Source organism: Pseudomonas sp. TH07 (assembly GCF_016651285.1).
In the GTDB taxonomy this organism is placed as follows: Bacteria; Pseudomonadota; Gammaproteobacteria; order Pseudomonadales; family Pseudomonadaceae; genus Aquipseudomonas.
Window position 1 is genome coordinate 7,097,670 of record NZ_JAEKED010000001.1, and the last position, 16,158, is coordinate 7,113,827.

Below are 16,158 nucleotides of genomic sequence, written 5' to 3' on the forward strand. Positions count from 1 at the left end.
GGCTGGGGTTCAGAGGTTCAGCACATTGACGAAACGCGAGGCGGCGGTTTCATCGATGCGCAGGCTGGTGAAGTCGAACAGGTTGCGGTCGGCCAACTGCGACAGCTGCACATTCTGCAAGCTGCGGAAGATGCTTTCGCTGCGGCCCGGGGTCTTGCGCTCCCACTCCTGAAGCATGTCCTTGACCACCTGGCGCTGCAGGTTCTCCTGGGAGCCGCAGAGGTTGCAGGGGATGATCGGAAATTGCTTGAGGTCGGAGTAGGCCTGGATGTCCTTCTCGTTGCAGTAGGCCAGGGGCCGGATCACCACATTGCGCCCGTCATCGGCCCGCAACTTGGGCGGCATGGCCTTGAGCGAGCCGTTGAAAAACATATTGAGGAAGAAAGTCTCGATGATGTCGTCGCGGTGATGACCGAGGGCCATCTTGGTCGCGCCGATTTCATCGGCAAAGGTGTACAGCGTGCCGCGACGCAGGCGCGAGCACAGCGAGCAGGTGGTCTTGCCTTCCGGGATCAGCTCCTTGACCACCGAATAGGTGTCTTTCTCGACGATGTGGTACTCCACGCCCAGGGTCTTGAGGTAGGCCGGCAGCACATCCTCGGGAAAGCCCGGCTGCTTCTGGTCCATGTTCACCGCAACGATGTCGAACTTGATCGGCGCCACCTTCTGCAAGTGCAGCAGCACATCGAGCATGGTGTAGCTGTCCTTGCCGCCGGACAGGCAGACCATGACCTTGTCACCGTCTTCGATCATGTTGAAGTCGGCGACCGCTTCGCCCGCCTGGCGACGCAGGCGTTTCTGCAGTTTGTTCTGGTTGACCGTAAGAGTGCCCATGGCGCTGGAATCCGCGAGGTGTGTGACGAAAAGCCGGGTATTTTACGCAAAAAATCCGCGCTGGGCGAAGAGCTGCAACGGCCAAGACTCTTCGGCGATTACGCATTCCCTTTACAGCGCGATTTGCTCTAACCCCCCGCAGCCACGCCAGCAAGTCCTTCCTATACTGCGACATAAGGTCGCACACACATACAGACCTTTACTTACTTGGCCTATTGGCCCGTAGGCGCTCCGCTGGGGGGCGATGGCAATAACAAAGGAGTGACTGAATATGATCCATCACGTCGTGGGCCTCTTCACCCACCCTGATCAAGAATGGCGAGAAATCCGTGGCGACCAGGAAGAAAGCATCAGCCACATGTACCTCACCCACACCCTGATTCTCGCGGCCATACCGGCTGTTTCCGCGTTTATCGGCACCACCCAGGTCGGTTGGGTTATCGGCAGTCGAGCCCCGGTGATGCTCACCGTGGAAAGCGCACTGTGGATGACCATCATGTCCTACCTGGCCATGCTCGGCGGCGTGGCCGTCATGGGCGCCTTCGTGCACTGGATGGCCCGCACCTACGACGCCAACCCAAGCTTGGCCCGCTGCATCGCCTTTGCCACCTACACCGCGACGCCCTTGTTCGTCGGCGGCCTGGCGGCGCTGTACCCGCATATGTGGCTGGGCATGATCATCGGCACGGCGGCTATCTGCTACACGGTGTACCTGCTGTATGTGGGGTTGCCGACCTTCATGAACATTCCATCGGACGAGGGTTTTCTGTTTTCCAGCTCGGTACTGGCCGTTGGGCTGGTCGTGCTGGTGGCGATCATGGCGTTTACCGTGATCGTCTGGGGCCTGGGTGTCGGCCCGGTCTACACCAACTGAGGCAGTAACAGACGCCATTCATCTCCTAAAACCAGATCTGCCAACACAGGCCGCCGCAAGGCGGCCTTCTAAGTGGTGGGCCGGCATGACCATTCGGCGCCTGGACGATTCGGAAACCCCGGGCTTTGCGGCATACTCGACACCTCTGGAGAACCGTTAAGCATGCCCGAGCAACTCAATACCCGCGTCGAAGACTGTTTCCAACTCGCTGAATCCTTTTTCAAACGACCTTTCAAACGTCCCGTGGTCAGCCTCAAGTTGCGTGGCCAGAAGGCCGGCGTGGCGCACCTGCACGAGAACCTGCTGCGCTTCAACCCGCAGCTGTACCGGGAAAACACCGAAGACTTCCTCAAGCAGACCGTGGCTCATGAGGTCGCGCACCTGATCGCCCATCAATTGTTCGGCGAACGCATTCAGCCCCATGGCGAAGAATGGCAATTGATCATGCGCGGCGTGTACGAACTGCCGCCCAACCGCTGCCACACCTATGAGATCCAGCGGCGTCGCGTGACCCGCTATATCTACCGCTGCCCCTGTGCCGACAGCGACTTCCCGTTTTCCGCCCAGCGTCACAGCCTGGTCGGCCAGGGCCGGCGCTACCTGTGCCGACGCTGCCGGCACACCCTGGTGTTTAGTGGTGAAATGCGGGTGGAATGAGGCCCGGCTGCGGCTACAGAGTCACCTTGGCCCGGCGTAGCTGGTCAATACGCTCAGGGCTGTAGCCCAACTCCCGCAGCACCTGCTCGGAATGCGCGCCGACCGCAGCACCGATATGCCGCGGCTCGGGCAAACCCTGGGAAAACTTCAGCGGACAGGCCATCTGCGCCTGCGCGCTGCCGTCGCCACGGGGCACCTGGCTGACCAGTTGCCGCGCCTGCAACTGCGGGTGCTCCAGTGCTTCCGCAAGGCTGAGGACCGGTTCGACACAGGCATCCAGGGCGGCAAACAACTCGCAGAGCTCGGCAAAGTCGCGCTTCTCGAACTCGATCTGCAGCGCCTGTTTCAAGGCTTGCTGCTGCTCAGGCCTGGGCGACAGGCCCTGAGCTGCCAATTCCGGCCGGCCCAGGGCGTCGCACAGGGCCTGCATAAATCCGGGCTCCAGGCTGCCCACTGACAACCAGCGACCGTCACGGCTGCGGTAGTAGTCGTAAAAGCTGCCGCCATTGAGCATCTGATCCTCGCGCTGCGGCTCGACGCCACATGCCAGATAACCGGCGCCGGCCATGGCATTCAGGCTGAAGGCGCAGTCGGTCATGCTCACATCCAGGTGTTGCCCGACGCCGCTGTGCTGACGGGCGATCACCGCCGCCAACAGGCCGATCACGCCGTGCAGCGAACCACCGGCAATATCCGCCGCCTGAATCCCCAGCGGCAATGGCCCGCTGTCCTGGCGCCCGGTGTAACTGGCCAGCCCGGCCAGGGCCAGGTAATTGATATCGTGCCCGGCACGCTCCCGGTAGGGGCCGGTCTGGCCGTAGCCGGTAATCGAGACGTAGATCAACTTCGGGTTGAGTGCCTTCAACGCCTCATACCCCAGGCCCAGGCGCTCCATCACCCCCGGGCGAAACTGTTCGAGGACGATGTCGTAATCCAGCACCAGTTGCCTGACCACTTCCAGCGCCTCCGGCTGCTTGAGGTCCAGGGCCAGGCTGCGCTTGTTGCGGTTGAGGTAAGCGTGGCTGGCGGAGACCCCATGATCATGGGGTGGCAGCACCCGCAGCAGGTCCATGCGGGTCGGTGACTCGATGCGCACTACGTCGGCGCCCATGTCCGCCAGCAGCAACGAAGCGAAGGGCCCCGGCAGCAGGGTGGAGAAATCCAGAACTTTGAGTGTCGCCAACGGACCGTGCATGAACCCTCCTGACTCAAGATCGACTGCCCACAGAGTAGGCAGCCGATGCCCACCCGGCAATTACCGCAACGCTCAGGCGGGCTGACGCTTGCGCTCGAAATGCGGGCAATAAAAAACCCGCCGCAGCGGGTTTTTCATTAACACACAGCTTTATTTGAGGATGCTTGGCGCCGGGCCTTCGGCCACGCCCAGGTCATCTTCTTCACGGGTGTCGGAGATACCACGACCACCGGAAGCCAGCTCGACCTGCAGCTTGTCTTCGTCCAGTTCCTTGACCCACTTGGCAACCACCAGGGTGGCCACGGCGTTACCCACCAGGTTGGTCAGGGCACGGGCTTCGGACATGAAGCGGTCGATACCCAGGATCAGTGCCAGACCGGCCACCGGCAGGTGACCGACCGCCGACAGGGTGGCCGCCAACACGATGAAGCCACTACCGGTCACGCCCGCAGCGCCTTTGGAGGACAGCAGCAGCACCAGCAGCAGAGTGATCTGGTGCGTGATGTCCATGTGGGTGTCGGTCGCCTGGGCGATAAACACGGCTGCCATGGTCAGGTAGATCGACGTGCCGTCGAGGTTGAAGGAATAACCGGTCGGGATCACCAGGCCGACTACCGACTTCTTGGCACCCAGGCGTTCCATTTTGATCAGCATGCGCGGCAGAGCCGATTCGGACGAGGAAGTACCCAGTACGATCAGCAGCTCTTCACGGATGTAGCGGATCAGTTTCAGCACGCTGAAACCGTGAGCGCGGCAGATGGCGCCCAGTACCACCACCACGAACAGCACGCAGGTGATGTAGAAGCAGATCATCAGTTGACCCAACTGCACCAGCGAGCCGACACCGTAGGCACCGATGGTGAAGGCCATGGCGCCCAGGGCACCGATTGGCGCGAGCTTCATGATCATGTTGATGATGTTGAACATCACGTGGGCGAAGCGATCGATGAAGTCCAGCACCGGCTTGCCGTAGGCACCCAGGCGATGCAGGGCGAAACCGAAGATCACCGAGAACATCAGCACTTGCAGGATGTCGCCATTGGCGAAAGCGCCGACGATGGTGTTGGGGATCACGTTGAGCAGGAAGCCGACGATGCTCTGGTCAGCACCGGCCGTCACGTAGGCAGCGACTTTCGAAGCGTCGAGGGTAGCGACGTCGATGTGCATGCCGGCGCCCGGCTGAACGACGTTGACCACGACCAGACCGATCAGCAGCGCGATGGTGGAGACGATTTCGAAGTACAGCAGCGCGTAGCCGCCGGTCTTGCCGACCGATTTCATGCTCTGCATGCCGGCGATACCGCTGACAACGGTGCAGAAGATGATCGGGGCGATGACCATTTTGATCAGTTTGATGAACCCGTCACCCAGCGGCTTCAAGGCGACGCCGGTCTGCGGGTAGAAGTGACCGAGCAGGATGCCGATAGCGATGGCAACGATCACCTGGAAATACAGGGATTTGTACAGTGGCTGACGAGTCGTCATTGCAAAGTTCCTCAAAAGCCCCGGTGAACATCATCCATCGATGCACACGACGCCTAAAGTGCGAACCCTCCTGCACTGGAGGGATTTGTTTTGTCGAGCTGCGCGCAGGCATCTCTATCGGCCTTATCGCAAAGCCCGTGCCACCTTGCTGAAAATGCCCTGGAGGCCTTTAGACATCAGGGTCACAACCCAACACTCGGATTCTTGGCCGGGGCTCGACATGGCGGATTTCCGCCCATTGCCCCTCGCTCGTCCTACAATTTGGCGGATATCCGCCTTGTCCGACCTGCGCCCGCTGACTACCATCCGCCACTCAATGGACGGATCAGCCCGCATGCGCGAACGCACCATCGCCAGTCATTTCGCCCGTGCCGCTCTTGGCGGCGCGCGTCGGCGTGGCCATGACTGCTCGGCGCTGCTGCAACAGGTGGGCATCAGCGCCGAACTGCTCAACGAGCCCAGGGCACGCATCGCCCCCGAGCAGTTCAGCGGCTTGCTGCAATTGCTCTGGCAAGCGCTGGATGATGAATACCTGGGGTTCGCGCCCGAACCGAGCAAGCGCGGCACCTTCGCCATGATGTGCCACGCGCTGATTCATTGCCGGACCCTGGGGAAGGCGCTCAATCGCGGCTTATTATTTTATAGCCTATTCCCGCAGGCCCCGCGCCTGAGCCTCAGTCGTGAAGGCGAGATGACCCGCCTGAGCCTGGACGACAGTCAACTGCGGGACCCGGATCACTTCCTCAGCGAAAGCCTGCTGGTGATCTGGCATCGCCTCGGCAGTTGGCTGGTCGGCCAACGGATTCGCCTGGAGCAGGCGACCTTCAGCTACCCCCGGCCCGGGCACGGTGCCGAATACGACCTGTTGTTCCCCTGCCCCCTGGTGTTTGGCGCCGAGCACAGCAGCCTGCTGTTCCACAGCCGCTACCTGGACCTGCCATTGCTGCAGGACGAACGGACCCTCAAGCATTTTCTTGAACGCTCGCCGGCCGACCTGCTGTCGCGGCCGGACCCTGGCGACAGCCTGAGCAGCCAGCTACGCCGCCTGCTCAGTCGCGACAGCGAGCACTGGCCAGACCTGGAAAGCGTGGCCCGGCAACTGCACATCAGCCCCCAGACCCTGCGCCGGCACCTGCGTGAAGAAGGGTCGAGTTTTCAGGAGTTGAAGGATCAGTTGCGGCGCGATATCGCCATCTATCACCTGGGGCGGGCCGACCTGTCGTTGCAACAGATCGCCGAGCAGCTGGGGTTTTCCGAGCCCTCGGCCTTTCATCGGGCCTTCAAGAAGTGGACCGGCCTGACCCCGGGCGCCTACCGCGCCCAGGAGCATTGAGCCCACGGCTTCAAATAATCGGGAAGTGAATCCGGAATGCCGCGCCACCCAGGGAGGAATCTCCCAGCGTCAGCTGCGCGCCGTAGCTGTCGATGATGTCCTTGACCACCGCCAGGCCAATCCCCTGCCCCGGATGCTGGCGGTCCAGGCGTTCGCCACGCTGCAGAATCCGCGCACGCTGGTCCGGTGGTACGCCGGGGCCATCATCCTCGACACAGAGTTCGGCCCCGTCGAGGGTTTCGCGCACGCTGATGCGCACCTGGCTCAGGCACAGGCGGTAGGCGTTTTCCAGCAGGTTGCCGAGCATTTCCAGCAGGGCACCGTGCTCGATCGGCACATAACACTGCTCCGGCAGGTCAAAAGAGACCCGTACCTGCTTGTCGCGGTACACCTTGTCCAGGGTGTCGCACAGGCTCTTAAGCACCGGACGCAACCTGACCTGGTGCCGCACCAGGCCGCTTTTACGCAGGCTGGCGCGCTGTAGCTGATAGCTGATCTGCTGGCTCATGCGCTCGATCTGGCTTTGCAGGACCCAGGCCTGGTCGCGGTCCTGGGGACGCTGGGCCATGTCTTCACTGACCCCCTGCAGTACCGCCAGCGGGGTTTTCAGGCTGTGGGCCAGGTCATCCAGCGAGTCGCGGTATCGGCTGCGCTGCTCGCGCTCGCTGTGCAACAGACGGTTCAACGAGCCGGTGAGCCGCAGCAGCTCGCGCGGGTGTTCTTCGCTGAGGCTTTCGCGGGTGCCGCTTTCGATCTGGTCCAGCTCCTGGCTCAAACGGCGCAAGGCCTGCAGGCCCCAGGTCAGGCCGAGCCAGAGCAATGCCAGCAACACCAGCAACGCCGCGCCGAAACCCAGGTAGAGGTTTTCCCGCACGCCTTCCAGGGTCAGCTGGTACTCACGCACCGGCTGCAAGGCGACGATACTGAAGGCCGCACTTTTACCGCCCAGCAGCTTGACCTCGACGTCGTAGACGAAGAACTCCTGGCCATCGGCTTCGCGGATTCTGGCGAATTCGTTGCCACGCCCGTCATAGCGCGGCTTGTAGTTGATGCTCTCTTCCTGGGTCGCTTTCGAGCGCCACACCAGGTGCCCTTCGCGATCATAGATGTAGCCGAGCAAACGGCTGTCGGTGAGGTTGAAACGCTCATCCGGCAATTGCATCGGCATCTGCAGGTGATTGCCTTCGACCCGCGCCGCCGAGATCAAGGTGGTCACGTCGGAGGCCAGGCGCTGCTCGATGGAGTCCTGCAGCGCCAGGCTGAACGCGCCTTGCATGGCCGGCAGCAATGCCAGCATGAACAGCACCGCCAGGGTGGTGGCGGCCAGCATCAGGCGCAAGCGCAGCGATCGAATCATCGGCAGCGCTCATTGAACAAGTAGCCCAGGCCACGCACGGTCTCGATCGGCTTGAAGCCCGACGGCGCCTCCAGCTTGCGCCGCAAGCGCCCGACCAGCACTTCGATCACGTTTGGATCGCGCTCGTCGTCGTCCGGGTACAACTGCTCCATCAACCGATCCTTGGCCACCACCTGCTGGTGATGACGCATCAGGTATTCGAGAATCCGGTATTCATAGGCGGTCAGCGCCAGCGGCTGCTCATCCAGGGATGCCTGCTTGCGATTGAGGTCGAGCAGCAGCGGCCCGGCGATGATGGTCGACTGGGTAAAGCCACTGGAACGGCGCAGCAAGGCGTTCAGGCGCGCATCCAGCTCTTCGAACTGGAAGGGCTTGACCACGTAGTCGTCAGCGCCGGCTGCCAGCCCTTCGACCTTGTCCTGCCAGTTGCCGCGAGCGGTCAGGATCAGGATCGGGAACGTCTTGCCACGGGCGCGTAACTGGCGGATCAGGTCCAGGCCACCCATGCCCGGCAGCCCCAGGTCGATCACCGCCAGATCGTGATTGAACTGCTCGCTCTGATACAGCGCCTCTTCGGCGTTGGCCACGGATTCGACCACATGACCACTGTCCGTGAGCCGGGTTTGCAGGTGATGGCGCAGCAGCGCCTCATCCTCAACGACCAGCAGTTTCATAAAGCTCTCCCAGGCAAAATTTCCACAACTCCAAAGGGCGTTCAGGCCCCCTGATTACTCATACGGCAACGCCGGATCTGCCTTTGGGCCAGATCCGGCGTCAGTCAAAACCAAGGTACGTGTCAGAACGCGTAGTTGGCCGACAGGTAGGTCTGGGCGCTGCTGTCCAGGTTCAGCGAACCCTGCTTGCTGCCGCCGCGCTCGCTCATTTCGGTGCTGGCGTTGCTGCGCAGGTAACGATAACCCAGCTCAACCGAGGTGTTCTGCGAAACTTGCTGCAGCACACCGGCCTGTACGCCGACCGCATAACCGATGTCGCTGTCACGGCTGAAGCCTGGCGATTCCTGGGTCATTTTGACCAGGCCGGCGGTGGCACCACCGAACAATTTGGTGCTGCTGGTCACTGGCAGGAACATATCGTAGCTGCCCAGCAGATTTTGCTGACGCAGTTTAATGCCATTGTGCGAGCCCGAAACATATTCATAAGTGGCGTAGTAACGGGCCTGGTCATTCAACTGGCCGAAGCGCACACCGAAGGTGCTGTCCTTGGCAATCACACCATCGGAATCCGGGTGGCCGAGGTTGTTGTTGAGCAGGCTGGACTTGCTGACCTTGTCGCTGGTGAGGCCGTAGCTCAGACCGGCGAAGTTGCTGTCAGCGGCTTGGGCAGCGGCGCTGGCGCCGAGAACAGTGAAGGCCAGGATCATCTTTTTGATAGAAGTCATTAGGGAATTTCCTCATTCGCTATGTGCTTTTTGGGTACGGAGCTAGGTTAACCACCGCCCCCTGAACTCCCCCTGAACACACTCTGAACCTGGCCTGAACCGAATCCACCCTGCTGTTTTTTCAGCTATTTTTCGCAAAACAGCGGCAATGAGTCATCAGACGCCACACGGGCGCCGCAGCTTACAAAGGCGCCCTCAAACCCCGGGGCTACCCCGCAACCGCGCAACCCGGCAAAATGCCGGGCATGAATTCTCTCCCCGCCCTGCCCGCCTGCTGCACTCCACTCGACGCCCACTGGCCGCTGCCCCAGGCGCTGGCCAATAGCGTCCTGCTCAGCACCCACTTCAATCCCGCGCAACTGGCGGCGGACGACTTCCAGCGCTGCGCCATCGAGCCGCCGGCGAGCATTCAGCGCTCGGTCGCCAAGCGCCAGGCCGAGTTCCTTGCCGGGCGCCTGTGTGCCCGCGCCGCCCTACAACGCCTGGAAGGTCTGGACTGCACCCCGCCCATCGGGGACGACCGGGCACCGGTATGGCCGGCCCACATCTGCGGCTCGATCACCCACAGCACCGGCCGGGCAGCGGCCATCGTGGCGCGCAAGGAGCACTGGCGCGGCCTGGGCATGGACCTGGAGAACCTGCTGGATGCCGAGCGTGCACGGCGCCTGGCGGGCGAGATCCTTACCGCGCCGGAATTGCAGCGCATGGCCGCCGGCCCCAGCGAGCATCTGGCGCTGTGGGTGACCCTGACCTTTTCAGTGAAGGAAAGCCTGTTCAAGGCGCTGTACCCGATCGTCCAGCAGCGCTTCTATTTCGAACATGCCGAAGTGCTGGAGTGGACCGAGGCCGGCCAGGTGCGTCTGCGTCTGTTGCAAGACCTGTCCAGCGAGTGGCGCAACGGCACGCAACTGGACGCGCAGTTTGCGCTGCAGGATGGGCAGTTGCTGAGCCTGGTCAGCATTCCCGGTTGAGACGCCCACAAGCCCCGAGCCCCGGGCCTGAGGTCTGCAGCTTCAGGGCTTCTCTTCTTGATGGCGTGGCCAGCTCAGGCTGAAACAGGCGCCGCCCAGGCTCTTGCTGCGCCCGATCAGCGCGCGGCCGTCGTGCCAGTGAATGATCCGCCGCACAATCGAAAGGCCCAAGCCATGCCCACCGGAGGCCCGGGTACGACTGTCGTCCAGCCGCAGAAAGGGGGTAAAAATCCGCTCCCAGGCGCTTTCCGGAACCCCGGGGCCATCGTCTTCAACGTCCACCCGACACCGCACCTGCCCGACCTGATAGCTGATGGTCACCTGGGATTCGGCGTGGCGCATGGCGTTGCTCACCAGGTTCTGCAAGGCCCGATGCAGGTAGCGCGGTTCGGCCTCGACCCAGGCGTCATCACAATTGGCGGCCGACAGGCACAACCCGCGCTGGACCTTGACCTCGGCCCGCAGCGGCGCCAGTTCGCTGATCACCTGGCTGACCAGGGCATCAAGGTCGATGCGCTGGAAGTTCAGCGCTGGCGAACCCTGCTCCAGGCGCGCATACGTGAGCATCTCATCCACCAGGCGGTCCAGGTCCTGGATATCGCTGTCCATGCCCTCCATGTACTTTTCCCGTGCCACAGGGGTGGTGGCCGAGCCGATCATTTCCAGGCCAAAGCGCAGGCGTGCCACCGGCGTGCGCAACTCGTGGGACACCGCCCGCACCAGCTCACGCTGGATCGCCAGCAGACGTTGCAGGTGCTCGGCCATGCCGTTGAACGCGGCGGCCAGGCGCCCGATCGAGTCGGCGCCGCGGGCGGGAACCCGGGTTTCCAGGCTGCCCTTGGCGATGCGCGTCGCCGCTGACTCCAGCCCGCGCAGGCGCCGCTCCAGCTGACGCACCAGGAGATAGACGATCAAGCCGATCAGGCTCAGCCCCAGTACGGCGATCAGCACCAGCCATTCGGGCGGATAGGGGTTCATCTGATACAGCGGGCCGATTTCCAGGACCCAGGGCGTGCCAACCATGCCGGCAAACACCCGGATCGAATCGCCCCCCTTGCCCAACGCCATCACGGTATCGCCCTCGGCGACGCGGCGGCGCTGGTCTTCGTCCATGTCAGCCTGTTCAAGGATCACCAGGTGCATATCGAAACCAAAACCCTTGGCTTCCTTCAAGTCCGCCAGGCGTTGCGGTTGCTCAGCGACCGGGTAGCGCACCAGTTCGTCGGCCAGCAGGTAGATAGTCGCGCGCGCCAATTGCTCGCTGATCTGCTGCACCTCGCCGGTCAGCAGCAGTTGTTCCTTGTCGCTGACCAACCGGTAGACCCGCGCCGCGTGTGGCCCGGTCTGCTCCACCAGGGCCTGGCCCCGCAGCACGCGGCTGCGCTGGCCGCTGTCGAGGCTGGTCTGGGCGAATGTCTGCAAGGCCAGGGGAATCCCCAGGAGACGCTCCCACAACGCCAGGACGCGCCGACGCTCGATCTCACTCATCGGCTGCAGGTTGTCGGCCATCAGCGAAAACGTGCCATGGGCCAGGCGCTCGCGATACTGCTCGCTGCGCACATTATTAAGCAGGTGCAGGGCCAGCACGCCAAGCAGCGCCACCAGGATCAGGGCGGCGCACATGCCGCCGTAGATCCGCAGGAAGATCGAGTTCACAGCGGCATATCGGCGGCGGCTTCAGGGACAAACAGGTAGCCCTTGCTGCGGATGGTCTTGATCAGGCGCGGGTGCTCCGGATCGTCGCCGATCTTGGGGCGAATGCGCGAGATGCGCACATCGATCGAGCGGTCCTGGCCGTCGTAGCCGATGCCACGCAGGGCGGTGAAGATTTCTTCGCGGGACAGAATGCGCCCGGCGTTGGCCACCAATAGCCAGAGCAGGTCGAACTCGGCACTGGTCAATTCGATCCCCGCCTCGTTCAGCCAGGCTTCGCGCAGCGCACTGTCGACCACCAGCGGGCCGAACTGCAGGCGTCGCTGCTTCTCCGGGACCGCCGCTTCCGGCGCCTCGCTGCGCCGCAGCAGGGCCTGGATCCGCGCCAGCAGCAGCCGCGGGCGCACGGGTTTACAGACATAATCGTCGGCGCCCAGGTCCAGGCCCATGACCTGGTCCATGTCGTCGGAACGCGCGGTGAGCATCAGGATCGGCCCGTCATAGCGGTGGCGCACCTTGCGGCAGATGCTCAAGCCGTCTTCGCCCGGCAGCATCAGGTCGAGAATCACCAGATCCGGCTGCTCGTTGATGATCCGCGCCGCCGCCAGCGCACCATTGCCTTCTATGGCCACCTGCAGGCCGTTGCTCTCCAGGTACTCACGGGTCAACTCGGCCAGACGCTGGTCGTCCTCAACAATCAATACCTGCCAGGCTTCTTGCTCCACGGGTGACCTCTTCTTGCCAAGAACATATTCAGGAAGGATCCACCCGTCTTTTTGTAATGTTTGAGGTGGATAAGACTGCTTAAAGCGCGGCCGATTGTAGCAATGGCCAGGCAGGTGAACACAAGGAGGCAAATCGGTTCGGACAGCGGCCTTTTTTGTGATAGGGTTCGCGCCCGCAAAAATCCGCCCAGGACAGTTTCCGGCGGTAAAAAACAGTGACAAACGGTTTGATCCAGGCCTACTGCGGCCTGCATGAGGTTTGCGGCTTTCATACACAATTTACGCACAACCTTATCCACAGGCTGTACATTGCATTCACCCCCAAAAACGCATTATCTTGTAGCCCGGCGCAAAAAAAACCCTACATCTAGGGTTTTGCGCAAAAAACCAAACACAAATCAGACAAGAAACTCAAGCCCTTTTCTTGCCCAAGTTTGGTGAACCAATCGCTTTTTTAGAAGACCAAGACCGCGCGTGCGGATGGCTACTGTTTTCCAACCTGCCACAGGGGAAAACGGTACGGGTGTTGCAGTCACAGACTGTCATCCATCAGGAACAGGTGCTTGAGCCAAAAGCTCGGGACCCAAGACTTCGGCATGGAAGCGGCGCCAACAGCCCCCTTCCTGAACTGTCCCGAAGTGGTTATGCCCGGCCCATGCCGGTTGTAGTGCTTCAGGACGGAACGGTGGGCACCGTGATGGTGCCCAAACAAACATAGAGAACGTGGAGACACCCATGCAAACCGACACAACTCGCGAGAACCCGCAGGGCACCGCGCCGCAGGCCGCTGATTCAAATCTGGATCTGTCCGCCACCGCGCCCGGCCAACTGCGCGTGATCAAGCGTAACGGCACTGTCGTTCCTTACACCGATGACAAAATCACCGTCGCTATCACCAAAGCGTTTCTTGCAGTTGAAGGCGGCAATGCTGCCGCTTCGTCGCGAATCCACGACACCGTGGCCCGCCTGACCGAACAGGTCACCGCGACCTTCAAGCGCCGCATGCCATCGGGCGGCACCATCCACATCGAAGAAATCCAGGACCAGGTCGAACTGGCCCTGATGCGTGCCGGCGAGCAGAAAGTGGCCCGCGACTATGTGATCTACCGCGACTCGCGCGCCAAAGAGCGCGCCGTGCGTTCCACCAGCGAAGAGCCGGTGCAGGCTCACCCATCGATCCGCATCACCCGTGCCGATGGCAGCATGGCGCCGCTCGACATGGGCCGCCTGAACACCATCGTCAGCGAAGCCTGCGAAGGCCTGGAAGAAGTCGACGGCGACCTGATCCAGCGCGAAACCCTGAAGAACCTCTACGACGGCGTGGCCCTCAAGGACGTCAACACCGCCCTGGTGATGACCGCCCGTACCCTGGTCGAGCGTGAGCCGAACTACTCCTTCGTGACCGCTCGCCTGCTGATGGACACCCTGCGTGCCGAAGGCCTGAGCTTCCTCGAAGTAGCCGAAAGCGCCACTCACCACGAGATGGTCGACCTGTATGCCAAGGCACTGCCTTCCTACATCGCCAAGGGCATTCAATTTGAATTGCTGAACCCGGTCCTGGCCGAGTTCGACCTGGAAAAACTCGGCAAGGCCATCAACCACGAGCGCGACCAGCAGTTCACCTACCTGGGCCTGCAAACCCTGTACGACCGTTACTTCATCCACAAGGATGGCGTGCGTTTCGAACTGCCACAGATCTTCTTCATGCGCGTGGCCATGGGCCTGGCGATCGAAGAGAAACAACGCGAAGACCGCGCCATCGAGTTCTACAACCTGTTGTCGTCCTTCGACTACATGGCTTCGACCCCGACCCTGTTCAACGCCGGCACCCTGCGTCCACAGCTGTCGAGCTGCTACCTGACCACCGTGCCGGACGACCTGTCGGGCATCTACCACGCGATCCACGACAACGCCATGCTGTCTAAATTCGCCGGTGGCCTGGGTAACGACTGGACTCCGGTGCGCGCACTGGGTTCGTACATCAAGGGCACCAACGGCAAATCCCAAGGCGTGGTTCCGTTCCTCAAAGTAGTGAACGACACCGCCGTTGCCGTAAACCAGGGTGGCAAGCGCAAAGGCGCTGTCTGTGCCTACCTGGAAACCTGGCACATGGACATCGAAGAGTTCATCGAGCTGCGCAAGAACACCGGTGATGACCGTCGTCGTACCCACGACATGAACACCGCCAACTGGATCCCTGACCTGTTCATGAAGCGCGTCTTTGATGATGGCCCGTGGACCCTGTTCTCGCCGTCCGAAGTGCCGGACCTGCACGACCTGACCGGCAAGGCCTTCGAAGAGCGTTACGAGTACTACGAAGCCCTGTCCCAGTACCCAGGCAAGATCAAGCTGTTCAAGACCATCCAGGCCAAAGACCTGTGGCGCAAAATGCTGTCCATGCTGTTTGAAACCGGCCACCCATGGCTGACCTTCAAGGACCCGTGCAACCTGCGCAGCCCGCAGCAGCACGTGGGCGTGGTCCACAGCTCGAACCTGTGCACCGAGATCACCTTGAACACCAACAAGGACGAGATCGCTGTTTGCAACCTGGGCTCGATCAACCTGCCGAACCACATCACCAACGGCAAGCTGGACACCGCCAAGCTGGCACGCACCGTGAACACCGCCGTACGCATGCTCGATAACGTGATCGACATCAACTACTACTCGGTGCCACAGGCGCAGAACTCCAACTTCAAGCACCGTCCAGTGGGCCTGGGCATCATGGGCTTCCAGGACGCGCTGTACCTGCAGCACATTCCTTACGGTTCGGATGCTGCGGTCGAGTTCGCCGACAAGTCCATGGAAGCGGTCAGCTACTACGCGATCCAGGCTTCCTGCGACCTGGCCGACGAGCGTGGCGCCTACGAGACGTTCCAGGGTTCGCTGTGGTCCAAGGGCATCCTGCCGCTGGATTCGCAACAGATCCTGATCGAGCAACGTGGCCAGAAGTACATCGATGTCGACCTGAACGAATCCCTGGACTGGGCACCGGTTCGCGCCCGTGTGCAGAAAGGCATTCGCAACTCCAACATCATGGCCATCGCACCGACCGCCACCATCGCCAACATCACCGGCGTATCGCAGTCGATCGAACCGACCTACCAGAACCTGTATGTGAAATCGAACCTGTCGGGCGAATTCACCGTGATCAACCCGTACCTGGTTCGCGACCTGAAAGCCCGCGGCCTGTGGGACTCGGTCATGATCAACGACCTGAAGTACTACGACGGTTCGGTACAGCAGATCGAGCGCATCCCGCAAGAACTCAAAGAGCTCTACGCGACGGCCTTCGAAGTGGACACCAAGTGGATCGTTGACGCCGCCAGCCGTCGTCAGAAGTGGATCGACCAGGCTCAGTCCCTGAACCTGTACATCGCCGGCGCTTCGGGCAAGAAGCTCGACGTGACCTACCGCATGGCTTGGTACCGTGGCCTGAAAACCACTTACTACCTCCGTGCCCTGGCCGCGACCAGCACCGAGAAGTCCACCATCAGCACCAGCAAGTTGAACGCTGTTTCCAGCGGCAACCACGGTGATGACTCGGTCCTGGCCGCTCCAGCAGGTCCCGCTCCAGTGCCGAAGGCTTGCGCCATCGACGAGCCGGATTGCGAAGCCTGCCAATAAGCTGAACCTTTGAGCGCCGCCAGGCGCTTGAACCGAACCCCCGATAGA

Annotated in this window: 13 protein-coding genes; 5 read left to right on the forward strand and 8 right to left on the reverse strand. The window is 61.8% G+C overall.

The features are described from left to right. Positions 1–9: 9 nt before the first annotated feature. Positions 10–834 (reverse strand): tRNA 2-thiocytidine(32) synthetase TtcA, encoded by an 825-nt coding sequence (gene ttcA / locus JFU57_RS32320; protein ID WP_078470824.1) that lies wholly within the window; start codon positions 832–834, stop codon positions 10–12. Positions 835–1,105: 271 nt separating this feature from the next. On the opposite strand from ttcA, the gene JFU57_RS32325 reads away from it, so the two are divergent. Further along, positions 1,106–1,708 (forward strand): Yip1 family protein, encoded by a 603-nt coding sequence (locus JFU57_RS32325; protein WP_020295637.1) that lies wholly within the window; start codon positions 1,106–1,108, stop codon positions 1,706–1,708. Positions 1,709–1,870: 162 nt separating this feature from the next. Further along, positions 1,871–2,365 carry a SprT family zinc-dependent metalloprotease gene (locus JFU57_RS32330; protein WP_020295638.1) on the forward strand — a complete coding sequence of 165 codons (495 nt, stop codon included), beginning with the start codon at positions 1,871–1,873 and terminating at the stop codon, positions 2,363–2,365. 13 nt (positions 2,366–2,378) lie between these two features. Here JFU57_RS32330 and JFU57_RS32335 read toward each other — a convergent pair whose 3' ends face one another. After that, complete coding sequence (locus JFU57_RS32335) at positions 2,379–3,560, reverse strand: CaiB/BaiF CoA transferase family protein (protein WP_201131993.1); 1,182 nt, start codon at positions 3,558–3,560, stop codon at positions 2,379–2,381. 150 nt (positions 3,561–3,710) lie between these two features. Next, positions 3,711–5,045, reverse strand: a complete 1,335-nt coding sequence (locus JFU57_RS32340; protein ID WP_020295640.1) for a dicarboxylate/amino acid:cation symporter — start codon at positions 5,043–5,045, stop codon at positions 3,711–3,713. Positions 5,046–5,379: 334 nt separating this feature from the next. On the opposite strand from JFU57_RS32340, the gene JFU57_RS32345 reads away from it, so the two are divergent. Then, entirely contained in the window at positions 5,380–6,378 is a 999-nt protein-coding gene (locus JFU57_RS32345) for an AraC family transcriptional regulator (protein WP_078470827.1), read from the forward strand. 10 nt (positions 6,379–6,388) lie between these two features. Here JFU57_RS32345 and JFU57_RS32350 read toward each other — a convergent pair whose 3' ends face one another. The 3 genes from JFU57_RS32350 to JFU57_RS32360 form a co-directional block, all read right to left on the reverse strand. Continuing rightward, the gene (locus JFU57_RS32350; protein ID WP_078470828.1) at positions 6,389–7,735 is read right to left on the reverse strand and encodes an ATP-binding protein; all 1,347 of its coding nucleotides are present in this window, start codon (positions 7,733–7,735) and stop codon (positions 6,389–6,391) included. Further along, positions 7,732–8,409, reverse strand: coding sequence for a response regulator (locus JFU57_RS32355; RefSeq protein ID WP_020295644.1), 678 nt, complete (start codon positions 8,407–8,409; stop codon positions 7,732–7,734). The genes JFU57_RS32350 and JFU57_RS32355 overlap by 4 nt, the downstream gene beginning before the upstream one ends. 122 nt (positions 8,410–8,531) lie before the next feature. Further along, complete coding sequence (locus JFU57_RS32360; RefSeq protein ID WP_020295645.1) at positions 8,532–9,134, reverse strand: outer membrane beta-barrel protein; 603 nt, start codon at positions 9,132–9,134, stop codon at positions 8,532–8,534. Between the two features lie 245 nt (positions 9,135–9,379). Between JFU57_RS32360 and JFU57_RS32365 the strand changes: the two genes are divergently transcribed. Then, positions 9,380–10,105 carry a 4'-phosphopantetheinyl transferase family protein gene (locus JFU57_RS32365; protein WP_078470829.1) on the forward strand — a complete coding sequence of 242 codons (726 nt, stop codon included), beginning with the start codon at positions 9,380–9,382 and terminating at the stop codon, positions 10,103–10,105. Positions 10,106–10,147: 42 nt separating this feature from the next. Here JFU57_RS32365 and JFU57_RS32370 read toward each other — a convergent pair whose 3' ends face one another. Both JFU57_RS32370 and JFU57_RS32375 read right to left on the reverse strand, forming a co-directional pair. Further along, positions 10,148–11,761 (reverse strand): ATP-binding protein, encoded by a 1,614-nt coding sequence (locus tag JFU57_RS32370; protein WP_078470830.1) that lies wholly within the window; start codon positions 11,759–11,761, stop codon positions 10,148–10,150. After that, positions 11,758–12,483 carry a response regulator gene (locus tag JFU57_RS32375; RefSeq protein WP_020295648.1) on the reverse strand — a complete coding sequence of 242 codons (726 nt, stop codon included), beginning with the start codon at positions 12,481–12,483 and terminating at the stop codon, positions 11,758–11,760. The genes JFU57_RS32370 and JFU57_RS32375 overlap by 4 nt, the downstream gene beginning before the upstream one ends. A gap of 735 nt (positions 12,484–13,218) precedes the next feature. Between JFU57_RS32375 and JFU57_RS32380 the strand changes: the two genes are divergently transcribed. Then, complete coding sequence (locus JFU57_RS32380) at positions 13,219–16,110, forward strand: ribonucleoside-diphosphate reductase subunit alpha (RefSeq protein ID WP_020295649.1); 2,892 nt, start codon at positions 13,219–13,221, stop codon at positions 16,108–16,110. Positions 16,111–16,158 lie beyond the last annotated feature (48 nt).